Here is a 24718-nt window from a genome sequence, read left to right as displayed (position 1 = left end):
ATCAGTGCCGGTGCTCGTGGTCCGGGTGTGAGGGGTCGCCCGGGTGCTCGTACCCGTGCGCGTACACCACGTCTGCGCGTGCCTGGTCCAGCCAGTCGAAGAAGGCGCGGTGGGCTGCGGCGCGGCGGAGTTCCCGTGCGATGCCCTCGCGGGCGGCCTCGAACGGTAGGAAGTCTTCCGGGGGCTGGTTGCCGAAGGGGTCGACGCCGCGTCTCAGGGCGTCCGGGGTGAGGAAGCGGTCGGGGTTGCGGGTGTAGTAGTCGCGTACGGCTTGGTCGGGGATGTGTTGGTCGTGTTCCAGGGCGGAGAGGAGGGTGCGGGCGGCGGGGGAGTGGGCCAGGGCTACGGCGACGATGCTGCCCAAGTCCGCGACGTGCTGTGAGGTGAGTGCGGTGCGCTCCAAGGGGGGTGGTGGGATTTGTTGTTCGGCGGCTGCGGGTGCGTTGTGGCTGGTCGCGCAGTTCCCCGCGCCCCTATGGGGCGCTATCGGCAACCTGCGTTCCTTGCAGGCCCGTTGGGACAGTTCGTCTATTACCGCCACCTGGGTTGCCCAGCGGCGGCGTTGGCGTTCTGCTCGGGCGAAGGTGTCGGGGTGGGTTTCGTGGTCTCGGGGTGGGACTGCGTTCAGGACGGCGTCCACGCGCTCCTTCGGGAGGGCTTCGCCGTGGACGAGGGCGGCGTGGTCGGTCATGGCGTCACCTCCAGTTCCACCGCCTCCGTGTAGGCGACGGCGCCGTGCCAGGCGACCTTCGCCATCAGCCAGTAGGAGCCGGGAGGCACGGCCGACCCGTCCACCTCGATGGCGTACTCCCGTTCCTCGCCGCCGGGGACGGTGAAGCCCTGGAGGCCGGGGGAGACGCCCGCCCAGGTGCCCCAGGAGGAGACGGCCCACAGCTGGCCGGAGAGCGGGCCCCGGGTGGGGTTGCGGAGGGTCACCGGGACGCGGGTGCGCTCGCCCGTGCGGACGGTGACGCGGTCGGCGCCCAGGCGGGTCACCAGGGTCGGGCCGGTGTGCCCGTCGGGTACGTCGAGGGCGACCACGTCCTCGAAGGTCTGCCCGGCGTACGTCAGCCGGGCCGCCAGCCAGTGCCGGCCGGGCTCCGGGGCGGGCGGCGGGGTGACCGTGACCTCGGCGAGGGTGAAGCCGCCGGGGCCGAGGGCGTAGGGCAGCTCGGCCGGTTCGGCGGTCCAGCCGTCCGGCACCTCGAAGGTCACCGTGCCCGAGACCGGCGCGTCGGTCAGTTCCGAGCCGACCCGGACGGTCGCGGTGACCGGACCGGAGACGGTGAGCGCGGTGGGGGACAGATAGACGGCGACCGGCATGTTGCCGCGCGGGGCGGGGCCCGAGTTGTGCAGCCAGTAGCGGGTGTGGACGGGCTGGGCGGGCTCGTGGGCCGCGACACCGCAGCCGGGATCGCCGTCGGGGCCGGACGGGGTGGCCAGGACGGTCGCCACCTCGAAGCCGGTCAGGCCGACGTCGAGCGCTCCCTCGGCGTCCGTGACGAGCGGCTCCCCGGGCCGTTCCAGGACGTCCGCACGCGCGCCCCCGGTCCACGCGCCGGGCCCGCGCAGGTGCGCCCGTACCGGCCGGCCGTTCACCTCGTGCACGCGGACGACGATCCCGCGTCCCGGATCGGCCGGTGTCACGCTGCCCCGGGCCAGCGGCGAGCCGAGCGGCTTGAGGGCGTCGAGCAGGACCTCGCGGGCGGGCTCCAGGGTGAGGAGGGAGGCCGTGCGGGACAGCAGCGGGGTCTCGGGGCCGGTGCGCGGCCGGGCGGTGAGCGGATGGTTGAACTCGTGCCCGCGCGCGGGCAGCCGCTGCTCGCGCCAGTCGCCCTCGCCGCCGACGACGGCGTACTCGAAGGTGTGCGACCAGCGCTGGAGCTGGAAGGCGGACCCGTCGGGGGCCGTGCGGCGCGGCGGGTCGACCCAGATGCCGGACGGCCAGCCGGTGCAGGACCGCATCAGGGACATGTAGAGGTCACCGGAGGGGGTGACCACGCAGCCGGGTGTGCCCCGGTTGAGGACGGCGAAGCCGCGCCCGTCCCAGGCGTCGCCCGGCGGCAGCGCCTCGCCGCCGCCCGCCGCGGTGGCCGTCACGGTGAAGTCGTCCAGGTCGGCGACGAGTGCGTCGACGGCCTTGGTGTCGCCCTCCGGGTCGTTGCCCGCGACCACCAGCAGCGGCAGCCGCTCCAGGTCGCGCAGGTCGGCCCCGGGCACCCACTCCTCGCGCAGGGAGGCGCGCGGTGCGACCCAGACCGAGGCGAGCCCGCGCTCGGCCAGCTGCCTGCGCAGCTCGCGTTCGGCGGCCGGGTCCCAGCCGAGGGCCTCGGCGACCAGGGAGTTGCGCTCGGGACCGCCGACGGCGATCCGGATGTCGGGCAGGTTGGAGTCGACCTCCAGGTCGCCGTAGCGGGGGCCGCCGGCGATGGTCGAGGTAGCGGTGACGCCCGCCCGGACCAGCGCCGCCGCCAGCGGGGTGCCCAGCTCACCGGCCACGTCCCAGTCGGCGTACACCAGCTCGGCGACACCGATGGAGCGTTGGCCGAGCGGAGCGCCCGTGTCGTCGCGCACCAGGACGCGGGCCGTGGAGCCCAGGCCGAACCAGGTGTTGGCCGGGTTGTCCAGCGTCCACGGGAACCGCTCGCTGTCCACCTCCACGAACCCGAAGCCGCGCCCGATCACCGCGTCGGCGACCTCGTGGACCGGCAGCCCGCCGCGCACGTCGGAGGGCCAGCGCACCCGGATCAGCCGGTCGGCGCCGTCGTAGCCGTGGACGGTCGTGGAGACGTCGAGCCGGTCGACGCCCTTCCACAGGGTCAGCCGCTGGGTGTACCGGAAGAGGCCGAGATCGGCGCGGACGGTCACGCGGGAGCCGGCCGGGGAGTGCTCGACCTCGACGTCCGCGGTGACGTCCCGGCCGCGGGCGGCGGTCGTGCCGGTCGGGGTGAGGTGCCAGGGACCCTCGCCGAAGCGCGGGTGCCTCGGGTACTCCTCCTGGACGACGAGCTCGTTGCCGATGTCGCCGGCGCGCAGCAGTTCCCGGCCGCCCTCGGTGAGCGTGCGCAGGGAGCTGACGCCGCCGCCGCGCGCGGGGTCGACCGTCACCTCGTAGAACTCGTTGCGGATGGTGGTGCCCTCGCCGGGGCTCCACTCGGGGATCGAGCCCGCCGTGAGCGGGATCGCCTTGAGGCCCATGCCCGGTACTTCCGGGACGACCACCCGCAGGCGTCCGTCGTCGTCCCGTACGGCGGGCAGCGGCTGGAAGTCGTCGCCCAGCGGCACCAGGCCCGGGTCGTCGACGGTCAGCACGTCCCGCCGTTCCCAGGTCGTGGAGTTGAAGACGACCAGGTCGGTCCCGGTGCCCGGGGCGACCCGGTCGGCCAGGGCCTGGGTGGCGTCGGCGTGCACGGTCCCGGCGAGGTCGTACAGCTCCCGCCAGCCGGTCATCAGGTCGATGTAGACCTGGTCGGACTCCGAGCCGGTGATGGCGTCGTGGTGGGCGCCGTAGATCAGCTGGCGCCAGGCCTTGTCGAGGGCCGCGTCCGGATAGGGGTGCCCGGTGACGAGGGTGGCGAGGGTCGCCCAGGCCTCGGCGTCGGCGAGGAGCGTCTCGCCGTACCGCTGGGCCTGTTTGGTGTCGATGTAGGAGACGTCCTTGCCGGTGTAGACCGGGTTCATGTCCCGGGTCTGCGGCGAGGCCCTGCGGCCCTCGGCCTCCAGTTCGGCGCGGACGGCGGCGAAGAAGTCCTTCGGTACGGCGCTGACGAACCGCGGCCAGACGTACCGCTCGTTCCAGTCGCGGTGGATGCCCATCACCCAGCGGCACGGCGGCGCGTAGTCGCCGCCGACCGGCAGCAGCACGTTGCGGGTGAGCGCGACCTTCTTCAGCCCCCGGAACAGCTTCAGCGCGGCGGCCTCCGCCTCGGGCAGGGTCGGCGCGTTGTCGATCGCCCAGCCGGCGCCGTAGTGGTTGACCATGTACGCGGTGAGGATCCCGCGCCCCGAGGGGGCGATCCAGTCGAACTCGGCCGGGAACTGCATCCGCTTCGGATCCCGCGGCTCCTCGCCGAACACCGACAGTGTCGGCCCCCACTGGTGGAACGGCCCGCGCGCCCACGAGCTGGAGGTGACCCCCGCGTCCGCCATCAGCCCGGGGAACTGCGGGTCGTGGCCGAACGCGTCCAGCTGCCAGGCGGTCTCCGGGGACGCCCCCATGACCCCGCGCTGGTATCCGTCGCCGTACAGCGCGTTGCGTACGGTCGCCTCGGCGCCGGTGAGGTTCGTGTTCGGCTCGTTGTAGGTGCCGCCCATGATCTCCACGCGCCCGGTGCGGATCAGCTGGCGCAGGAAGGCCCGCTCCTCGGGGAAGGAGTCCCAGTACGGCTTGAGGTAGTCGACCTCCGCGAGCACGAAGGTGTACGCGGGATCGCGCCGGGCCAGATCGCAGTGGGCCCGCACCAGGCTCATCCCGGACTGGCCGCGCGAGTCGAAGGTGCGGGCCGGCAGGCCGGTGGAGGCCGGGTCGTCGGCGACGTCCCAGGTCTCGGTGTAGGCGGCCTGGGTGTTCCACCACACGGGGTCGTAGTGGAAGTGGCTGACCATGAACATGGTCCAGCCGGGTTCGGCGGCCGTGAACTCGCCGGTGTGGCGGGCGACCTCGTCCCCGTCGGCGGCGGTCACCGTGATCTCGCGCCGCTCGCCGACGGCGAGCTCGGCGGTCACGGGTATCTCGGCGCGGACGGTGCCGTCGTCGGCCGTCGTCGCGACGGCCTCCCCGGTGATGCCGGGGCCCTCGACGGCGATGCGCACCGTCCGGCCGGGGGTGTGGCTCAGCTCGACGGCCACCACCTGACGCGGTTGCTCGGTGGTTCCGACGAAGAGCTCGGTCGACTCGACCAGGGACACGCGCATGGGGCTCCTACGAGATGGCTCGGGGGAGCCCCATCCTGGCACCGGGAGGATGATTCAAACAACCACCTTCGAGTGATCTCGGTGGTTCATCCATGCATCACCGGTCGAGATCTCGCCATCCGACCGGTCGGGATCCTGTCGTGCCGCCGGTCGGGGCAGGCCGCGCCCCGGCCGGGATCCCGCCGTGTCGCGGGTCGGGATCCTGCCGTGGCGCCGGCCGGGGTCAGCGGGCGCGCCGGTTCTTCACGGCGTGCTGTGGGGTGATGTGGTCGGTCAGCGCCAGCGAGGCGCTCGCGCGCTGGTAGGAGACCTGGCCGACCCGGACGTAGAGACAGTCGACGATCATCAGGACCGAGTGCCGGCCGCCGATGCTGCCGGTGCGGAAGCTGGTCTCCGAGGTGGCCGAGATGAGCCGGATGTCGGCGGCCTTGGCCAGCGGGGAGCGCGGGTCGGTGGTGATGGCGACGGTGGTGGCGCCGCGCTCCTTGGCCATCTCGAACGGTTCGAGGGTCTCGCGGGTGGAACCGGAGTGGGAGATGCCGATGGCCACGTCGGCCGGGGTGAGCAGGGCCGCGGAGGTGGCCGCCCCGTGCACCTCGGTCCAGCCGCGGACCTGGCAGCCGATCCGGAACAGCCGGGTCTCCGTCTCCTGGGCCACCGCACCGCTGCCGCCGACGCCGTACACGTCGATGCGCCGGGCCTTGGCCAGCGCCTGGGCCGCCCGCTCCAGCGCGTCGAGGTCGATCCGGTCGATGGTCTGCTGGATCGCGCGCAGATCCGCGCTGCCGACGACCTGGACGACCCGTTCCAGACTGTCGTCCGGGGAGATGTCGGGTCCGATCTCCGCCGAGCCCCAGTCGGAGACCTCGCCCCGGCCGCGCTCCTGGGCCAGCTCTATCAGCAGATGCTGGTAGGAATCGAGCCCGATCGCCCGGCAGAAACGGGTCACGGTCGCCTGCGAGGTACCGGTGCGGCGGCCCAGCTCCGCGGCCGAGCAGTGGGTGACGGCGGCCGGATCCTCCAGGATCAGCTCGCCGACCTTCCGCAGGGAGCCCGCAAGCCGGGGGAGCTCGGTGCGGATCAGTGTGGTGACGTCCGTCGTGGGCATGCGAAGAATGTATCAGCCACCCTTCGAGGGGCGGATTGAATACCAGGACCGCTCATGGTTTATTGATTCACCGATGGAGATGTATAGGGTGGTTCAATCCATCAGCAAGGGGAGTGTCGCGTGTCCGTCGAGTCAGTCAGCGCCGAGGGCTTCGCCCGGCAGAGCCTGGACGTCCTGAAGCACCTCACCGAGTCGGCCCGCCCGGACGTCACGCGTGCCGCCGAACTGATCGCCGACTGCCTCCGCGCGGACGGCGTCATCCAGGCCTTCGGCACCGGCCACTCCCAGGCCATCGTCCTGGAGATCGCCGGCCGCGCCGGCGGCCTGGTGCCCACCAACCGCCTGAGCATCGCCGACCTCGTCCTCTACGGCGGTGACGACCCGAGCGTCCTGGACGACCCGCTCCTCGAACGGCAGCCGGGCGTGGCCGAGCGCCTCTACGAACTCGCCGCGCCGCACCCCCAGGACCTCTTCGTCGTCATCTCCAACTCCGGCGTCAACAGCGTCATCGTGGAGATGGCCCTGCACGCGAAGAAGCAGGGCCACAAGATCCTTGCCGTCACCTCTCTCACCCATACGCGGGCCGTTCCGGCGGGGCATGCGAGTGGTTACAAGCTGGCCGATCTCGCGGATGTCGTCCTCGACAACGCGGCGCCGCGGGGGGACGCGTTGCTGGAACTTCCGGGTGGGGGTGCGGTGTCGGCGTTGTCCACGTTGACCGGGGTGATGTTGGTGCAGATGGCTGTCGCCGAGGCGACGGCGCGGCTGCTGGCTGCGGGGGAGAGGCCGCCGGTGTATGTGTCGGCCAATGTGCCGGGTGGGTTTGAGGGGAACTTGGAGTTGGAGCGGCGGTACGCCGGGAGGATTCGGCGTACCGCCAGTTGAGGGTTCTGTTTCGGGGTTCGTTGTCGGCTGCGGCCCGGTGGGGGTTGAGCGCGCAGTTCCCCGCGCCCCTAGGGGGTCAGGGCTACCGCTAGTGGATAGGCGCCCGTCGTATAGGGCGCCCCAGCCTTGCCTGATGCCACGTCGATCGGTACCAAGCTGTTTCCGTCTGCCGTCGTGACGTAGGCCGTGGTGCCGTTCCAGTTCAGGGCCACGTCGAAGGCGGACTTGCCTGCGGTGATCTGCTGGCCCGGTGCTCCGGTCGCCGTGTCGATCGGGGTGACCGTGTCGCCGTTGCTCGGGCTGACCCAGAGGGTGCGGCCGTCCGGGGAGAAGGCGAGGCCGTAGGCCTGGCCGGTGACCAGGAGGGTGGGCTCGGTGTCGTGGGTGGCGGTGTCGATCGGGGTGACCGTCGAGCCGCCGGAGTTGGAGACGTAGACCGTCTTCCCGTCGGGTGCCGCGACGACGTTGAAGGGGCGCGGACCGACCGGGATGGGATCGCCCGCCTTCGCGGTGGTGAGGTCGACGGGGCTGACGGTGTTGTCGTGGATGTTCGCCACGTAGAGCGTCGTGCCGTCGGGGGTGATCGCCATGTTCTCCGGGCCCGAGCCCACCGTGACCGGGGTGCCCGCCTTCAGGGTGCCGGTGTCGACGGGCTGGACCGTGCCGTCCGTGTAGTTGGCGACCCAGAGGGTGGCACCGTCCGGGGTGAGGGCGAGGCCGGCCGGGACGCGGCCCACGGCGACCGTGGCGGTGACCTTGGCGCTCGGCACGTCGATCACGCTGACCGTGTTCGAGCCCTGGTTGGCGGCGTAGGCGGTACGGCCGTCGGCGGCGGCGACTACCTCGCCGGGGTTGGCGCCGACGGTGATGTTCGTGGTCGTGCCGTCACCCAGGTCGACGGAACTGACCGACGCGCCGCTGAAGTTGGCGGTCAGGGCTTTCGCGGTGCCGTCGCCGTCCGCGACCCGGACCGGGATCGCCCGGTCGAGGATCCCGGTGCCGGACACCACGACCGGGTGGACGCCCGCCGTCTTCGCGGTCAGCGTGACGGTGGCCGAGGCGCTGCCGCCCGCCGGGACCGTCGCCGTGCCCTCGGTGGGCGTGGCGGTGACACCGTCGGGTACGGCGAGCTTCCAGGAGACCGTCTTCGCGGCGGTGGACCGCGGGTCGGACAGGGCGAGGGTCACCGTGTCGGAGGCGCCGGGCTTCAGGGAGAGGGAGCCGGGGGAGAAGGAGGCGTCGACACCGGGATCGGGCGCGTTCTCCAGCATCGTCGTGTAGAGGAACTGGTCCATCACACCCGGGGACACCTGCTCGGGTATCGCGTCCAACTCCTTGCGGTCGGACCGGAGTTCATTCCAGTACGTGGTGACGGCGTCCGTGTCGCCCCGCTTGTGCGCGAGGAGCAGATCGACCGCGGTGCGGCCCGCCGCGCCGTAGCGGCCGAGCTTGTCCAGCCAGGCGGCGGTCTCGTCGAGGAAACCGGGGTTGTCGAGGCGGGCGCGCAACTGGGCGGGGGTGGCGGCCATGTCGGTGAAGTAGTTCCTGAGCGCGGCGGCGGCCCGGTCCAGGCCGCTGTCCTGCTCGTACGCCGTACGGAAGGCGGCGATCAGCTTCGTCAGTGTCGGGGACTCGGTGGCGTCCAGCTGGGAGGAGTAGTTGTTCTCGGCGAAGATCCGCAGCCACTTGGCGGCTCCGGTGTCCGGTCCGGCCAGATCGCGGACCGAGGCGAGGAACGCCTGCCTCGGGTCGTAGGCCCGCGGGTTCCAGAGGTAGGCGGCCGAGGTGAACAGGGCGAGCCTGCTCGCCTCCGCCTGGACCATCGGGTTGGCGGTCACGCCGGTCGCGGCACTGGCCACGCCGGGCTCGCGGCCCGTGTAGGGGCCGAGCAGCAGACGGCTGGTGACGTAGTCGTTGACCGGGTAGTTGTCCCAGACCAGGATCGGATGGCCGTACACCTCACGGGCCTTGGAGACCTGGTCGGCGGTGATGGTCGGCGCGATCACGCCGACGCCGGTCCACTCCACCACCACGTCCTTGTCGAGCCGCTCCCGCAGCGCCTTCTTGTACGGGGAGTCGGCGAGGTCGGAGTACTCGGTCGGCACCATCTCCAGGGGTGCCAGATCGGTGTGTTCGGCGGAGAACTCCTTCCACACCGCGTTGAGCAGATGCGCCTGTGCGGCACCGGCCGCGCCGCCGCCCGTGCCGAACTCCTTCTCGTCCTCGGCGCAGTTCCACTTGGTGTAGCTGATGTCGTCCAGCGGAACGGCGAAGGAGCGGACCCCGATCGCGTACAGCGAGTCGAACTTGGCGGTGAGGGCCTTGATGTCGGAGGCGGAGGAGTAGCAGACCGACAGGCCGGGGGAGAGCGCGTAGGTGAAGCGGACGTGGTTGGCCGCGGCCCGGTCGGTCAGTTCCTTCAGCCGGGCCAGGTCGGCGGCCGGGTACGGGTCGCGCCAGCGGGCGCGCAGATAGTCGTCGTCCTTGGGGGAGTAGACGTAGACGTTCTGCTTCGTACGGCCGTAGAAGTCGAGTTGGCGCAGGCGCTCGGCGTGCGTCCACGGGGTGCCGTAGAACCCCTCGATCACTCCGCGCAGCGCGGCGGCCGGCCAGTCCCGGACGGTCACCTCGGGCAACGCCCGCTGTCCGGCGAGCAGTTGGCGCAGGGTCTGGGCCGCGTAGAAGGTGCCGGTGGTGTCGACGCCGGAGAGGGCGAGGAGGGAGCGGCCGTTCGTGCGTCGTGCCGCCAGCACGTATCCGCCGGGGGCGAGGCCGGTCGGGAGTGCGGCGCCCAGGCGCTTCAGCGCGCCGTCGGTGGCCTTGTTCTCGGTGGGGCCGCCGACGTAGACGGTGAGGTGGGCGGTGGGGGGTCTGTCGCCGGCGGTCACGGTGGTGATGTGGTCGGCTCCGGCGGCGCGTAGGGCGGTTTCCACGACGCGGCGGGCCGAGGGGTCCGTGTCGGGGCCGACGACCTCCACGACGCGGTCGGGGACGGGGAGTTGGGCGTGGCCCAGGTGCATGCTCCGGGGGGTCGGCCACACCTGGGGTGCGGTCGGGCGGGGTGCCGCCGACGCGTGGCTCGTCGGGGCCGCCAGGCCGGCGGCCAGCAGCAGGGCGATGGCCGTCCGTCTCACGCGAGTGGGTCTGACACGCGGGGATCCGACACGGGTGGGGGCAGGCACGGGTCCTCCTTCCGAGGCGCCCGGGACGCCCCGGAGGGGAACGCTCGGGGGACTCCCATGGGCGGGTGAATGCATCCACCGGAGGATGTTAGGGCTGTTGAATGGTTCATTCAACAGGGGGGAGTACACCGGCGATCACGGCCACCGCCGTGAGACGTCGTGCGGCGATCAGGGCCACCAGCGCGTGACGTCGCGCAGCGCCTCGGCGATGTCCGGCGCGGCCTCGGCGAGCACGTCCCGGCAGGAAGGGTGGGCGAGCTGTTCCACCACCGCCGCGCGCCCGAGCTGGGCCGCCAGCAGCAGTGCGGGGCGCCCGAAGTCCCGCCAGGCGGTGTCGACCGTCCCGGTCTCCGCCACGGTCCGGGCGAGCCGGGCCGTCGTCGCGGCACGGTCGGGGAGTTCCTCCACCGCCGCGGCGGCGGTGGAGGCCTCGCGGAACACCTCGGTGCGGAGCGGCTCCGGAAGCTGCCGGGCGATGTCGGTGAGCGCGTCGGCGCGGGTCTGCGGAGTGCTGATCAGCCGCGCCTGGCTGCGGGCCTCGGCGAGCGGCGGCTCCGCCTCGGCCGCGGGGAGGTTCTCGGCCACCAGGGTCAGCAGCCGGCACCGGTACCGGGCGTCGGAACGGCGGCGCGCGGCCTCCGGCAGGAACTCGAGCACGGCCCGGCCCCCGCCGGCCATCCAGGGCGCGAGCACGGCCGTCACCAGCATCATGTCCTCGTCGTCGTGGTGGTCCTCGGCCCGCCCGATGGTCCTGCGGAGCACTCCCGGCGCCATCCGCGGCGCCATCTTCCGCAGCGCCGGGAGCAGGATGGCGACATGCGCGGTCACCAGTTGTCCCGCGATCGGTTCGACCAGTCCCTCCTCCGGCAGGTACGCGGTGAGGTGGGCCAGGGCCACCACCCGGGCGATCTTCTCGGGCCGGTTGTCGGGGCGCAGACCCAGGGTGAGGTCGGTCGCGCGGCGGGCCGACTCGGCCGGCAGGTCGGGCGCGATACGGGCCATCACGTGCGCGGGGGTGGCGTCCCGCATCGCGAGGGCGATCATCTCCTCGCCCACCTCGGCCGACCGGGGCGGGCGGAGATGGGGCAGCAGCAGATGCAGCGTGGGCAGCCGCCGCTCGGGCGGGAGGGTGCGGGCCAGGGCGAGCGCGTGATCGGTGAACCCGGCGCTCTCGTACGGCGGGACGTGCGCGGCCAGGGCCGCGTACGCGGGCGCGAGCCGGCCGTGGTCGGCGACGAACCGTGCCGAGGCCAGCGCCTCGGCGACGACGGCCCGGCGCCCGTCCCCGGCAAGCCGCTCGGCCACCCGGCACAGCGCCCGGGCCCGCTCCCCGCCCGCGACCGGCACCTCCCGGGCGGCGGACAGCGCCTCGGCCACGACGGCGGAGCGGTCCTCCGTGGCCAGGCGCCGGCCGATGTCCAGCAGGAGGTCACAGCGGGCACCGGGATCGGCGAGCCGGCGCGCGGCCTCCAGCGCGTCGGGCACCAGCTGCTCGGGCACGTGCGGCACGACGGCCGCCAGGGGCACGGGGGCCGGTCCGTCCGTGTCGCGGCGGGCCTTGTGGAAGACCTGCGCCAGCAGCCGACCGCGCCGCGGCTCCGACAGCAGACGGGCCACCGAGGTCAGCGCGTCCGCCCGGAGGTAACCCGACCGCTCCTTGCGGGCGGCCCGCAGGGCGAGCTTCAGGGTGAGCTCCCGGGCGCCCGCCTCCTGCAGGGCGGCGATGGCGCACAGGGCGGTGGCGCGCGGGTACGGGGCCTCGATCGCCTGGGCGGCGGCCAGGGCCTCGGCGGTGTACCGGTACCGCCGGTCTCCGGAGGTGTGCCGGGCCAGGGCGATCAGGGCCTCGGTCCGGTTCGGTACGGTGTGGCCGTCGTGCGGCTTCCGCTGCCGGACGGCGGACTCCAGGACCCGGGCGAGCAACTGCTCCGGCACCTCGAGAAAGAGCCTGGTGAGGTGGGACAGTGACCCCTCCGACAAGCGCCGCCCCAACAAGTCGACGGGCGACGCACTCCGCAGCGCCCCCCGGAGCAGATCGAGCCGCCTCTCGTGGGGCAACTCGCCCTCCAGCCGGGCCAGTCGCCAGGCCGCCTCGCCGAACCCGGGGCTCGCCACTGCGGCGGCCGCGAGCTCGTCCACCACCCGGGACCGGGTCCGCGCGGGCAGAACCGGCAGCAGTGCCTCGAACGCGTCGGCCCGGACGGCGGGTTGCGAGAACGTCGTGCGGGCGTACGCCAGAGCCCGGGCGGGTGTCCAGACGCCCTGCTCGACCAGGGCCGGCAGCAGCGGCACCGGCAGGGCGGCGGTCAGACTGCTCACCGAGCCTCGCATCAGGGCGTACCGCGCCTCCAGGCCCACTCGCGGAGGGGCGCCCCCGGTCGGCGCCTCCTGTGCCGTGCGGCGGGCGAGTTCGAGGTCCCGCAGCCAGGTCGCCGTCCCGTCGGCGCGTTCCTGTACGGCGAACCAGAGGTTGCCCGGCTCCGACGATCCGCCCTCGACGGGGCGCCCGTCGAGGGCGAGGAGGGCGTGCGCCTCGTCGTGGTCGCCCGCGGCCACGAGATGACCGACCACCCGCTCCAGGCCGTAGCGGTCGACGGGGTCGTCGCCGAAGTCCCCGTCCGCCGTGCGCGGAAGCCCGCGGTCCAGGCAGCCCCAGCGGTCCAGCAACGCCGTCGCCGTCTCGTGGTGCAGTTCCCGGAGTTCCCGCGGGCCCAGGAACTCCCGCAGGTGCTCGAACTGCGGGGCGTCCAGCGTGAACCGGCGGGTCCCGGGGTCGTGGCGGACGAGGGCGCGGCGGGCGAGCGCGTCGACGGTCTCCTCGGCCGCGATGTCCGGCGGGGGCGCGTCCCCCGACCCCTTCCGTCCCGCCGACCGCCACAGCAGGGCGGCCACCTCGACCGGGACGGGGCCGCGCGCCTCGAAGACGGCGAGCGACAGATACCGTTCGAGCAGGCCGTCGTCGAGCGCGGACACGGCCACGTCGAGCGCCGCCATCAGGTACGGCCGGGAGTCGTCCGGGCCGGGCCGGGGCGGGTCGGTGCGCAGCCGTGACAGGACCGCCGCGTCGAGCCGCGTGCGCACTTGTTGCCGGCTCCAGCCGACCGCGACCAGGCCGCCCGCACAGGCCAGTGCCGCGGGCAGGCCCCGGCAGACCTCGGCGAACGAGGCGGCCGCGGGCGGAAGGTCCTCGTCCGGGCGGCCGGCCCATGCCGTGAGGAGGCGGTGGCCCGCTTCGGCGTCCAGCGGGGCGACTTCGCAGATCCGGCCGTGGGCCTGGGAGTGCGGCACCCCGCGATCACGGCTGGTGATCAGCAGCGCGCAGCGCGGGCCGGCGAGACCGATCGTGTCCCACTGCTCCCGCCGCTCCACTCCGTCCAGTACGACCAACCGCCGCCCGTCCGCGAGGAGTTCGGCCAGGCGCTCCCTGCCGGACGTCACGTCGGGGACGGGCCGGGCGTCCCCGAGGGCGACGGACAGCCGGTGCTGGTGCTCCACCGCGTCGGCGCCCGGCTCGGCCTCGATCCACAGGACCTCGTGGAAGTGCGCCGCGATGTCGGCGTCCAGGGCGACGGCCCGGGCCAGCGTCGACTTGCCGGAGCCGGCGGCCCCCACCAGCCCGACCAGGTTCCTGCCCCGGGTGCTCCGCCCGGGCAGCAGCAGTCCGCGGACCGTGTCGAGCAGCGCCGTGCGCTCGATGTGGTGCGGGGGAAGGGCGGGGACCGCCGCCCGCTGCGACGAAGCGGCCCGATGGGACTCGGACGAGGACCTGACCATCCATCACCACCGCGTGGACCGGGGCTCGTTACGGAAACTCGGGGCTCGCTCCGGCCAACTCTAGGGGGAATGCCCCGGTCTGTCTCCGTCTCCGGCGCACCCGGCCCGCTTCCGTAAGGGACTGGTAAATGAAAATGATTATCGATAGCTTGTCCCTGCATGCAGCCAGGCCCCCTCCGGACGAAGGGGGCCGGTACCCGGAGCCCGAAGTCGAGGAGGTGGCGGCACATGCGGACGTGGCGCGAGATGCGCGGGTTCCCGCTCGCCGTCCGGCTCCTGCTGGTCAACCAGCTCGGCGTCAACACCGGCTTCTACCTGCTGATCCCCTACCTCGCCACCCACCTCACCGACAATCTCGGCATGTCGGCGGCCGTCGTCGGGATCGTGCTCGGGGTGCGCAACCTCAGCCAGCAGGGCCTGTTCATCATCGGCGGCTCCGCGGCCGACCGGCTCGGCGCGCGGGGCGTCATCATCGCCGGATGCGCCTTGCGCACGGTCGGGTTCGGGCTGTTCGCGCTCGGCGACGGACTGCCCGTGCTGCTCGCCGCGTCCGTGCTCAGCGGGCTCGCCGGGGCGCTGTTCAACCCGGCCGTGCGCGCCTACCTCGCCCAGGAGGCGGGGGAGCGCAAGGCGGAGGCGTTCGCGCTGTTCAACGTGTTCGCCACCACCGGCGCGCTGATCGGGCCGCTGCTGGGCAGCGCGCTCCTCCTCGTCGACTTCCGCGCCTCCGCGCTCACCGCCGCCGGCATCTTCGCCGTCCTCACCGTGGCGCAGGCCCTCGTCCTGCCCGCGCGGAAGGTCGCACCGAGCGGAACCGGGGTCCTCGCGGACTGGCGGGAGGTCGTCGGCAACCGTGCCTTCCTCGCGTTCGCCCTCGCCATGGTCGGCATGTACACCCTGGAGAACCAGCTCTACCTGCTGCTCCCCGCGGGCGCCCGGCAGGCCACCGGCTGGGCCGGAGCGGCCGGCCTGGTCTTCCTGGTCGGCACCCTCGCCAACCTCGCCCTCCAACTGCACCTGACCCGCACCCTCAAGTCCCGTGGCGCCAGGGGACCCTGGATCGCCGTCGGGCTCGCGGTGATGGGCCTGGCCTTCCTGCCGCCCGCGCTCGTGAGCAGGCACAGCGGTCCGGCCGCCACCGCCCTGGTGCTGCTCGGCGCCCTCCTGCTCTACCTCGGCGTCATGATCGCCTCGCCGTTCGTGATGGAGCTCGTCCCCGGCTTCGGCCGCCCCGAGCTGACCGGCACCTACTTCGGCGTCTTCTACGTCGTCTCCGGCATCGCCGCCGCGATCGGCAGCACCGTCGTCGGCTGGGCCATGGACACTGCGGAACGGACCGGCGCCGGCTGGCTGCCCTGGGTGTGCTGCGCCCTGGTCGGCCTGGCCTCGGCGGGCGGGGTCGCCCTGCTCCAGCGGCGCGGGGCGCTGCCGGGCACCTCGCGGCCGACCCCCGCCCCGGCGCCCGCCGAAGAGGGGAGCGGGGCCCGATGAACGGCGACCTCTGGCTGCCGGAGGCGCGCTTCCCCGACGCCGAACGCCTGCCCGGTCGCTGGGCCGAGCACCGCCCGCGCCGCCACGGCACCGGCGCGCGCGTCCTCGACGGGGACTGCGGCACCCACCGGTACGCCCGGGGCCGTACGGTCACCGGCGCCGACCCGACCGGGACGCTGCCCGCGCACGCCCCCGCCCGGCACCCAGGGGCCACGGAAGTCCGGGTCGGGCTGCGCGGCTTCGGCGTCGGTCCGTCCGGGTTCGGCGCGGTGGTCTGCCCGGACGGCTCCCTGTCGTACCGCCAAACCGGCTGCCGGTTCGACGGCTTCCTCGCCTCCGGCGCGACGGTCGACGGGCACCGCCCGCGGCTCGTGGCCCGCCCGCACACCACCCGCTGACCCGACACACCCCAAGGACCAGTCATGTACGAACGCATTCCCGGCCTGCGCCGCCGCGGCTTCCTCGCCGCCACCACCGGCGCCGCCGCCCTCACCCTTGTCGGCTGCGGAGGCGGCACGGAAGACACGGCGGACGGCGGTGACGGCGGCGACGGCGGTACCCCGAAGCGCGGTGGCCGGCTGCGCGCCGCGTTCGCCGGAGGCGGGGCCAGCGAGACCCTCGACCCGCACCTGGCCAACCTGTTCGCCGACGTGGCCCGCGCCAAGGCCCTCTACGACAAGCTCGCCGACCACGGCGACGACCTGTCCGCCGAGCCCCGCCTCGCCACCGGGTGGGAGGCCGACAAGACCCTGGCCCGCTGGCGGGTCACCCTGCGCGCGGCCACCTTCCACGACGGCAGACCGGTCACCGCCGAGGACGTCCTCCACAGCTACCGCCGGATCGCCGACCCGAAGCAGGCCTTTCGCGCCAAGGCCTCCCTGGAACCCATCGACCTCGACGCCAGCCGCGCCACGGGCGAGCGGAGCATCGAGTTCGTCCTCAAGCGGCCGACCGCCGAATTCCCCAACGTGCTGGCCGCGTTCGGGGCGTACATAATCCCCTCGGGAGCGAAGGACTTCGACACCGCGCCGGTCGGCTCCGGCCCCTTCCGCTTCGTCTCCTTCGCGCCCGGCCGCTCCGCCGTCTTCCGCCGCAACGACGCCTACTGGGACGGCGCCCCCCACCTCGACGAGCTGGAGTTCGTCGTCGCCAACGAGGAGTCCGCCCGCGTCAACGCCCTCCTCGGCGGCCAGGTCGAGTACGCCCACGAGCTCAACCCCACCACCGCCCGCGCCCACGAGGGCAAGGGCCGGATAGAGATCGTGCGGCTGCGCAACAGCGCCATGCAGGCGTTCTGCATGAAGACCGACCGGGCTCCCTTCGACGACAAGCGGGTGCGCGAGGCGTTCTTCCTCATCGCCGACCGCCAGGAGCTGGTCGACGGCGCCCTGTCCGGCGCGGGCGAGGTCGGCAACGACCTGTTCGGCAAGGGCTACGAGTACTACGCCGCCGATCTCCCGCAGCGCGCCCAGGACCTCGACCGGGCCCGCGCCCTGCTCCAGCAGGCCGGCGCCGAGAACCTCAAGGTCACCCTCAACACCTCGGCCGTCGCCGCCGGGTTCACCGAGGCCGCCGGCATCTTCCGCGACCAGGCCGCCAAGGCGGGCGTCACCATCGACGTGAAGATGGGCAGCAAGGACTCCTACTGGAGCGACATCCTCGACAACGGCACTCTGTGCTGCTATCGCTCCGGTGCCATGCCCATCGAGGCCCACATCTCCCAGCGCCTGCTCACCGACTCCACCACCAACGCCACCAAGTGGCGGCACAAGGACTTCGACGCCCTCTACCAACAGGCCCAGTCCACCCGCGACAGGACTCAACGGGCCGCGGTCTACGAGCGGATGCAGCGGCGCCTGTACGCCGAGGGCGGCTTCCTCGTCTGGGGCTTCGCCGACTGGATCCTCGGAACGGCCCGCAATGTCAGGGGAGTCGCGACCAAGGCGCCCGCCAACTCCCTGGACTGGGCCCGTTTCGACAAGGTGTGGCTGGCGTGAGGGAGAGCGGCCTGCGCTCCTTCGTCGCCCGGCGGCTGCTCCTCGGGATCGCGCAGACCGTGGCCGTCGTGCTGCTGGTCTTCGCGCTCACCGAGGCGCTGCCGGGCGACGCCGCGGTGGCACTCGCGGGCGACCAGCCCGACCCGGCGCGTATCGCGGCGATCCGCGAGGCCATGGACCTGGACCGGCCGGCGTACGAACGGCTGGCCGACTGGGCGACGGGCCTGCTGCACGGCGACTTCGGCGCCTCGCTGGCCTCCGGCCGCCCGGTGGCGCGGTACATCGCCGACGGCTTCGGGCCGAGCCTGCTGCTGGCCGCGCTGACACTGGCCCTGCTCCTCCCGCTCGGCCTCGGACTCGGCGTGCTCGCCGCCCGCCACGAGGGGCGGCTCCTCGACCGGCTGGTCAGCTCCGTGACGCTCGCCGTCTACGCGGTCCCCGAGTTCGCCCTCGGAGTGCTGCTGGTGACCGTCTTCGCGCTGAAACTGGCCTGGTTCCCGCCGACGGCGGTGGGCTACGGCACGGACCTGCTCGCCCACCCGGCCGCCCTCGTCCTGCCCGTCCTGGTCCTGCTGGCCCGCCCGGTCTGCTCCCTGTCCCGCCTGGTCCGCGCCGGCATGATCGACGCGCTCGCCGCGCCCTACACCGCCCACGCCCGCCGCTACGGCGTCCCCGGCGCCCGGGTCCGCTACGCCCACGCCCTGCCCAACGCCCTCGCCCCGGCCGCCCAGCAACTCGCCCGTACCGTCGACTGGTTGCTGTGCGGGGTGATCGTCGTGGAGGCGCTCTTCGTGATCCCCGGACTCGGCACGGTCCTGCTCAACGCGGTCGCCGAGCGGGACGTGCCGGTGGTGCAGGGGCTCGCGGTGGTGTTCGGCGTCCTGACCGTCGTACTGAATCTGGGCGCGGACGTGGTGGCGTACCGGCTGACGCCGAGGGCGGGGGTGGCGGCGTGACGGCACGGGCGCCGGCCGGGTCCCGCTTCCTGCTGGGGGCGGTGATCGTCGCCGTCCCCCTCGCCCTCGCCCTCCTGGGTCCGGTCCTCGCCGGTGACCCCGGGCCCCGCTCTGTCTCCTTCACCCTGGGCGGCGGCCACTGGCTGGGCACCGACTTCGTGGGGCGGGACGTCTGGCAGCAGGTGCTGCACGGCGGTCGTACGGTCGTGTTGACCGGGCTCGCCGCGACCGCCCTCGCCTATCTCGTCGCGCTGCCGGTCGGACTGGTCAGCGCGGTCACGCGTGCGCGGCGGCTGGAGGAGCTGCTGATGCGGCCGCTGGACGTACTGCTCGCTGTGCCGTCCCTGCTGCTGATCCTGCTGGTGGCGTCCGTGTTCACGCCGGGCGCGGTGGGGCTCGCGCTCCTCGTGGCACTGGTGAACGTCCCCGACGCCGCGCGGATCGTCCGGGCCGCGGCGGGGGAGGCGGCGGCTCGGCCCGCGGTGGAGGCGCTGCGGATGCAGGGGGAGACGTGGTGGCGGGTGGCCGTCGGCTATGTCGGCCGGGCCACGGTTCGTACGCTCGCCGCGGATGCGGGTGTCCGGTTGACCGGGGTGTTGTATCTGGTGTCCACGGCCGCGTTCTTGGGTGTGGGGGTGGCTCCGGATGCGGCGGACTGGGCGGTGATGGTGGATCGGAACCGGACGGGGTTGATGGTGCAGCCGTGGGCTGTGGTGGTGCCGGCGGTGTTGATTGTGGCGTTGACGACTGGGACGAATTTGTTGTTCGACGCGGTGTTGGGAGCGCCTTCTGAAGTGCCACGGCGGGGGCTTTGGCGTCTGCGGCTGCTTCGTGGCTGGTCGCGCAGTTCCCCGCGCCCCTTTAGGGGCGCTGCCGAACCGTTTCTTGAGAAGGGACGGCGAGTTCCATGAGCCGAGAAACAGATGCGGTCGTCGCCGAACTGCGTGATCTGCGGGTCGAGGTCGAAGGGCGGGCCCTTGTCGACGGGGTGAATCTGCGGGTTCGGGCCGGGAAGGTGGTCGCCTTGGTCGGGGCGTCCGGGAGCGGGAAGACGACGACCGGGCTGGCGTTGCTCGGGGAGTATCCGGTGGGTGCGCGGGTGACGGGGGAGGTGGACCGGGGTGGGGGCGGGCTGGTCGGGTATGTGCCGCAGCATCCCGCCGCTGTGCTCAATCCGGCCCGCCGGGTGGGTGCGCTGCTGGGCGACATCGCTCGCGGGCGGGTCCGCGACCTGCCCCGCGACCGGCGTCGTAGGGCGGCCCGTGAGCGGGTCGTAGAGGCGCTGGCGGCGGCGCAACTGCCGGACGGGGAGGCGCTGTTGCGCCGGTATCCGCATCAGCTCTCCGGCGGGCAGCAGCAGCGTGTGGTGCTCGCTCAGGCCCTGCTCCTCGGTGCCCGTGTCATCGTCGCCGACGAACCCACCACCGGGCAGGACGCGTTGACGAAGGGCGGGCTGGTCGACCAGCTGGCGGCGGTCGCGGCGAGCGGGATCGCGGTCGTGCTGCTGAGCCACGATCTCGATGTCGTCCGCTCGCTCGCCGACGAGGTGCTGGTGATGCGCGCCGGCCGGGTCGTGGAGTCGGGGCCGGTGGCGCGGCTGTGGAGCGCGCCCCGGCACGAGTGGACCCGCCGCCTGCTGGACGAGCACCGGGCGGCACCCCGGGGACCCGCGGAGGTACGCCAACCCGTCCTGGAGGTACGGGACATGACGGCGACGCACGGCCGTACCACGGTCCTGCGCGCCCCGCGTCTCAGCCTGCGCGCCGGTGAGTGCCTGGCCGTCGTGGGCCGTTCGGGCAGCGGCAAGACCACCCTCGCGCGGTGTGTGGCGGGACTGCACCGCGACCACGACGGCGAGGTCCTGCTGGACGGCGTCGCGCTGCCGCGCAGTCTGCGCCGGCGTTCCCGCGCCCAACTCGCCGCCGTGCAGTACGTGTTCCAGGACGCGCGGGCCGCCTTCGACGAGCACCGGCCCGTCCTGGACCAGGTCGCCCGCACGGCGGTCCGGCTGCGCGGCACCGACGAACGGGCGGCCGTGGAGAAGGCGTCGGCCACCCTGGCCCGGCTGGGCCTCACGGGCGACCTGGTCCACCGCCGGCCCGGAGCGCTCTCCGGCGGCGAACTCCAGCGGGCCGCCCTGGCCCGCGCGCTGCTCGCCCGCCCCCGGGTGCTGATCTGCGACGAGATCACCTCCGGTCTCGACACGGTCACCCGGCGCGGCATCCTGGAGCTCCTCGGCGAGCTGGTGGGCGAGCGCGAGGACCTCTCCCTCGTCCTGATCACCCATGACCTGGACACCGCGCGGCTCGCCCACCGCATCGCCGTGCTGGACGCGGGCGAACTCGTCGAACAGGGCCCGGCACGGCAGATCCTGACGGCCCCCCGGCACTCCTTCACCGTGTCCCTCCTGGAGACGACCGCTCAGCTGGAGTCGGGAAAGCGGGTACGTGCCACGACGTGAGAGCGCGCGGGCCCCGGTCCCGTCCGGAGGCGGAGTTCCTCACAAGAGTTACTTAGGTTAGCCTCCCCTTATGTCAACCGCAGTTTCCGGCCGGTCCGGACCCTCCCGCCGTCGCCTGCTCACGGCGGGCGGCGCCCTCGCGCTCGCCCCGCTGCTGGCCGCGTGCGGCGATGACGACGACCCCACGGCGGCCGTGGCGAGTCCGAGCAGCGGTCCGTGGTCGTTCAAGGACGACCGCGGCCGTACGGTGAAGGCCGACCGCAGGCCGGAGCGGCTGGTCGCGTTCGTCAGCACCGCCGCCGCCCTGTACGACTACGGCATCGAGTGCACCGGCATCTTCGGCCCCAGCAAGCCGATCGGGGGCCGGCCCAACCCGCAGGCCGGCGACATGGACGTGTCGAAGCTGACCAGCGTCGGCACCGAGTGGGGCCAGTTCAACATCGAGCAGTACGCCGCCCTCAAGCCCGATCTGCTGATCAGCAACATGTTCCCGGCGCCCGACCTCTGGTACGTCCCGGCGGAGAGTGTCAAGAAGGTCGAGGCCCTCGCCCCCACCGTCGGCATCAGCGTCGCCCGCACCTCCCTGCTCGACCCGCTCCGGCGCACCGCCGAACTCGCCCGGTCCCTCGGCGCCGACCTGGGTACGAAGAAGGCCACCGACGCCAGGACCCGCTTCCAGGAGGCCGCCGAGACCCTGCGTACGGCCGCCCGCGCCAACAAGGGCCTGAAGGTGATGGCCATGACCGGCGACGCGGAGAACATGTACGTCGCCGTCCCCGACTCCTACTGCGACCTCGCCTACTTCAAGGATCTCGGCGTCGAGTTCGTCGAGGGCGAGAAGAGCGACGAGTGGGGTTTCTGGGAGTTCCTCAGCTGGGAGAACGCCGACAAGTACCACGCCGACCTCATCCTCGTGGACAACCGCGCCAACGCCATGACCCCCGAGCAGCTCGCCAAGAAGTCCACCTGGCGCCAACTCCCCGCCGTCAAGGCGGCACAGACGGTGCCCTGGTCGATGGAGGAGCGCTACAGCTACGCCGGCTATGTGCCGGTTCTCGAACAACTGGCGGCGGCCGTGCGCAAGTCGAAGCGGCTGAAGGTCTGACGGGACGTCACCAGCCCGTCAGCAACAAGTGGTTGACCAGTAGTGCCAGCACGGCCTGCCCCGCCAACCACCCCCGCGCCCCTGTCAGCCACGCGCAGGCGGGCAGCAGCCACACCGCGAACGGCAGCCAGATGCGTTCCGTCTCCGCCTTGCTCATGCCGGACAGGTCGGCGACGAGCAGGGCGAGCAGCGCGGCGAGCACGAGCACGGCGAGCCGGAGGTCATGCCGGGGGCCATGGTTCCGCCCCCGGCGGACGAGCATCACGCCGGTCCGCCGCAGCCCCGCCACCGTCGCCGGGCCGACGATGACCACCGTGCACGCCAGATTCGCCCACACCCAGTAGCCGTACGGCCGGACCCCGCCCGCCCCCTGGTGGTAGCGGGTCACCAGCAGCCGGTACGCCTCCCACCAGTCGAAGCCGTACGCGGTGAACAGCACCGGTACGACCGCGAAACCGGCCAGTGCGAAGGGGAGGGGGCGGCGGGAGCCCAGCAGCAGGACGGCGCCCGCGAGCGTCGCCATCAGCGTGAGGCCGTACGACAGGTAGACGGTCAGGCCGAACAGCAGCCCGGACGCGAAGCCGGTCCACCCCGGGCGGTGTCCGCGCACCGCGAGGGCGAGCAGGGCGACCGCCCAGGCGGCGACGGCCGCGAAGTACCCGTCGGCGGAGGTGCCCACCCAGACGGCGGCCGGGGCCAGGACCAGGAAGGGCGCGGCGCGGCGGGCGAGTGACTCGTCCGCCAGGGTCCGTACGGTGATCAGGACCGCGACCGCGGCCGTCGTGCCGAGCGTGATGCAGAAGACCCCCGCCCAGCCCCCGCCGCCCAGGCCGACCCGGTCGAGGAGGACGAAGGTGAGGGTGGCGCCCGGGGGATGCCCGGCGACATGGGCGGGCCAGTTGTCGGGCGCGTCGATCAGGATGTGCCCGGAGAAGTCCCGCAGGGCCGCCGGGATGTCGTGGAAGCGGCCGACGACCGGCAGGTACTCGCTCTTGGTCGTCAGCTGCTCGGCGATGCCCCGGTGCCAGCCGTCCACCAGGGCCAGGGACCATGTCCAGGCCAGGCCGGCGCCCCAGACGGCGAGCAGCAGCGGGCGCCAGGGCAGGCGGGCGGCGAGGGCGGGGCCGTACGCCACCACGGCGACCGCGACGACGAGCGCGGCCGGGGTGCCGGGGCCGACGTGCGGGTCCCAGGTCGCCAGCAGGGGCGGCCGGCCGACGCGCAGCGAGCCGTCCCGGTGCTCGATCGCCCGGCCCACCAGGACGGCCGTCAGGACCAGGAGCGCGGCGACGGCGGCCGCGGACAGATCACGCAGGAGGTGGCGGTTCACACCGCAGACGCTAGGCCGGGAAGTCTCCTCCGGACGGCTGACGTGCGCGGACGTCAGAGTTTCGTCATGGTTCGCGGACCGGTTTCCGGGCCGGGGCGGGCCTACGGTCGGGGCATGGCACGGTCTTCCCGCACCTTGGTCTCTCCCCTCTCTCCCTTTTCTCCTGGCTTCTGGCGCAGTCCGTTGCGCGGGCCCTGGTTCACCTCGGTCCTCGGGGTCGTCCTCCTCGGCGGGATGACCCTGCTGTTCGTGACGGGGCTGCTGTCGTACGCCGCCTACAACCCCGACCTGTCGCCGGTGAACGACAAGACGCCGGACAAGGGGATCCTCGGCTTCTACCTGTTCTCCTGGCCGACCGACCCGCACTGGCTGTACCGGCTGAACCAGGGCGTCCACGTCACCCTCGGCATCACCCTCGTCCCCGTCCTGCTGGCCAAGCTCTGGTCGGTCGCGCCGAAACTGTTCACGCTGCCGCCGGCGCGGTCCCTCGCGCACGCGCTGGAGCGGATCTCGCTGCTGCTGCTCGTGGGAGGCGCGCTGTTCGAGTTCGTGACCGGCCTGCTCAACGTCCAGCTGGACTACCTCTTCCCGGGCTCCTTCTATCCGCTGCACTTCTACGGCGCGTGGGTGTTCTTCACCGCCTTCGTCGTGCACGCGGCGCTGAAGATGCCGCTCGCGTGGCGCAATCTGCGGCATCTGCGGGAGGAGCGAACGGAGTCGGTGTCCCCGGCTCCCGCCGAGCCGACGGTCTCGCGGCGCGGGGCGCTGTGGTTCGTCGGGGGCGGGTCGCTGCTGCTGTTCCTCACCACGGCCGGGCAGAGCTTCGACGGCGTGCTGCGCAGGACCGCCCTCCTCGCCCCGCACGGCGGTGCCGAACCCGGTTCGGGGCCGGGCGCCTTCCAGATCAACAAGACGGCCGCGTACGCCGGGATCGATCCGGCCGAGACGGGCGAGGAGGCGTGGCGGCTGGTGGTGACGGGGCGCGGCGGGACCGTCCGGCTGAGCCGGGCCGACCTGCTGCGGCTTCCCCTGCACAGCGCCGCGTTGCCCATCGCCTGCGTGGAGGGCTGGTCCACGTCCGACCAGTGGTGGCGCGGGGTGCGGCTGCGGGACCTCGCGGCACTCGTCGGGTACGAGGGCGATCCGCCGGACGTCCTCGTGGAGTCGCTGCAACGGCGTGGCGCGTTCCGGCGGGCCGCCCTGCGCGCCAACCAGGTCGCCGACCCGCGTTCCCTGCTCGCCCTGTTCGTCAACGGCGAGGACCTGACCCCCGATCACGGGCACCCGGCCCGGATCATCGTGCCCGCGGCGCCCGGTGTGCTCAACACCAAGTGGGTGGCCCGGCTGACGTTCGGAGACCTGTGATGCGGATCCCCTCTCCCGGCGGTGTTCCTCTCGGTGGTTCCTTGCTCGGCAGTCCTCTCCAACTGCTCCTGCTCTGCTGCTCGTTCGCGCTCGCGGGATATGCGGGGGTGCGGCTGCTCGCGGGGGACTGGTTCGGGGTCGCGCTGTGGT

Annotated in this window: 15 protein-coding genes; 9 read left to right on the top strand and 6 right to left on the bottom strand. The window is 73.1% G+C overall.

Annotated elements, in window-relative coordinates; translation table 11 throughout:
• Window position 1: 1 nt before the first annotated feature.
• The 3 genes from K4B79_RS03385 to K4B79_RS03375 all read right to left on the bottom strand — a co-directional run bounded on the left by K4B79_RS03385 (window position 2) and on the right by K4B79_RS03375 (window position 6022).
• Complete coding sequence (locus tag K4B79_RS03385) at window positions 2-691, bottom strand: peptidyl-prolyl cis-trans isomerase (RefSeq protein WP_232024681.1); 690 nt, start codon at window positions 689-691, stop codon at window positions 2-4.
• Window positions 688-4914 (bottom strand): glycoside hydrolase family 38 N-terminal domain-containing protein, encoded by a 4227-nt coding sequence (locus K4B79_RS03380; protein ID WP_232024680.1) that lies wholly within the window; start codon window positions 4912-4914, stop codon window positions 688-690. The genes K4B79_RS03385 and K4B79_RS03380 overlap by 4 nt, the downstream gene beginning before the upstream one ends.
• A gap of 223 nt (window positions 4915-5137) precedes the next feature.
• Window positions 5138-6022: a MurR/RpiR family transcriptional regulator gene (locus K4B79_RS03375; RefSeq protein WP_232024679.1), complete on the bottom strand. Its 885-nt coding sequence runs from the start codon at window positions 6020-6022 to the stop codon at window positions 5138-5140.
• Window positions 6023-6142: 120 nt separating this feature from the next.
• On the opposite strand from K4B79_RS03375, the gene K4B79_RS03370 reads away from it, so the two are divergent.
• The gene (locus tag K4B79_RS03370) at window positions 6143-6907 is read left to right on the top strand and encodes a sugar isomerase domain-containing protein (protein ID WP_232024678.1); all 765 of its coding nucleotides are present in this window, start codon (window positions 6143-6145) and stop codon (window positions 6905-6907) included.
• Between the two features lie 68 nt (window positions 6908-6975).
• On the opposite strand, the gene K4B79_RS03365 is transcribed toward K4B79_RS03370, so the two are convergent.
• Both K4B79_RS03365 and K4B79_RS03360 read right to left on the bottom strand, forming a co-directional pair.
• Window positions 6976-10041 carry a beta-N-acetylglucosaminidase domain-containing protein gene (locus K4B79_RS03365; RefSeq protein ID WP_232024677.1) on the bottom strand — a complete coding sequence of 1022 codons (3066 nt, stop codon included), beginning with the start codon at window positions 10039-10041 and terminating at the stop codon, window positions 6976-6978.
• Between the two features lie 216 nt (window positions 10042-10257).
• Window positions 10258-13863 (bottom strand): NB-ARC domain-containing protein, encoded by a 3606-nt coding sequence (locus K4B79_RS03360; protein WP_232024676.1) that lies wholly within the window; start codon window positions 13861-13863, stop codon window positions 10258-10260.
• A gap of 228 nt (window positions 13864-14091) precedes the next feature.
• On the opposite strand from K4B79_RS03360, the gene K4B79_RS03355 reads away from it, so the two are divergent.
• The 7 genes from K4B79_RS03355 to K4B79_RS03325 all read left to right on the top strand — a co-directional run bounded on the left by K4B79_RS03355 (window position 14092) and on the right by K4B79_RS03325 (window position 21873).
• On the top strand, window positions 14092-15354 hold the full coding sequence (locus K4B79_RS03355) for an MFS transporter (protein ID WP_232024675.1): 1263 nt from the start codon (window positions 14092-14094) through the stop codon (window positions 15352-15354).
• Complete coding sequence (locus K4B79_RS03350; protein ID WP_232024674.1) at window positions 15351-15752, top strand: hypothetical protein; 402 nt, start codon at window positions 15351-15353, stop codon at window positions 15750-15752. Before K4B79_RS03355 ends, K4B79_RS03350 begins: the two co-directional genes overlap by 4 nt.
• A 24-nt stretch (window positions 15753-15776) precedes the next feature.
• Window positions 15777-17351: an ABC transporter substrate-binding protein gene (locus K4B79_RS03345; RefSeq protein WP_232024673.1), complete on the top strand. Its 1575-nt coding sequence runs from the start codon at window positions 15777-15779 to the stop codon at window positions 17349-17351.
• Window positions 17348-18307 carry an ABC transporter permease gene (locus K4B79_RS03340; RefSeq protein ID WP_232024672.1) on the top strand — a complete coding sequence of 320 codons (960 nt, stop codon included), beginning with the start codon at window positions 17348-17350 and terminating at the stop codon, window positions 18305-18307. The genes K4B79_RS03345 and K4B79_RS03340 overlap by 4 nt, the downstream gene beginning before the upstream one ends.
• Window positions 18304-19218: an ABC transporter permease gene (locus K4B79_RS03335; protein ID WP_232024671.1), complete on the top strand. Its 915-nt coding sequence runs from the start codon at window positions 18304-18306 to the stop codon at window positions 19216-19218. The genes K4B79_RS03340 and K4B79_RS03335 overlap by 4 nt, the downstream gene beginning before the upstream one ends.
• Window positions 19215-20768 carry an ABC transporter ATP-binding protein gene (locus K4B79_RS03330; protein WP_232024670.1) on the top strand — a complete coding sequence of 518 codons (1554 nt, stop codon included), beginning with the start codon at window positions 19215-19217 and terminating at the stop codon, window positions 20766-20768. The genes K4B79_RS03335 and K4B79_RS03330 overlap by 4 nt, the downstream gene beginning before the upstream one ends.
• A 70-nt stretch (window positions 20769-20838) precedes the next feature.
• A complete protein-coding gene (locus K4B79_RS03325) occupies window positions 20839-21873 on the top strand; it encodes an ABC transporter substrate-binding protein (RefSeq protein ID WP_232024669.1) in 1035 nt (344 codons plus the stop codon).
• A 7-nt stretch (window positions 21874-21880) separates the two neighbouring features.
• Here the strand turns inward: K4B79_RS03325 and K4B79_RS03320 are convergent, their stop codons facing one another.
• Window positions 21881-23203 (bottom strand): hypothetical protein, encoded by a 1323-nt coding sequence (locus K4B79_RS03320; protein ID WP_232024668.1) that lies wholly within the window; start codon window positions 23201-23203, stop codon window positions 21881-21883.
• 114 nt (window positions 23204-23317) lie between these two features.
• Between K4B79_RS03320 and K4B79_RS03315 the strand changes: the two genes are divergently transcribed.
• Complete coding sequence (locus K4B79_RS03315) at window positions 23318-24568, top strand: molybdopterin-dependent oxidoreductase (RefSeq protein ID WP_232024667.1); 1251 nt, start codon at window positions 23318-23320, stop codon at window positions 24566-24568.
• Window positions 24569-24718: the final 150 nt, after the last annotated feature.

The sequence above is a fragment of the Streptomyces lincolnensis genome, assembly GCF_021173675.1.
GTDB classification, from domain to species: Bacteria; Actinomycetota; Actinomycetes; order Streptomycetales; family Streptomycetaceae; genus Streptomyces; species Streptomyces lincolnensis_B.
The sequence above is the reverse complement of the archived record's forward strand: the minus strand, read 5'-3'. Positions and strand labels throughout refer to the sequence as shown.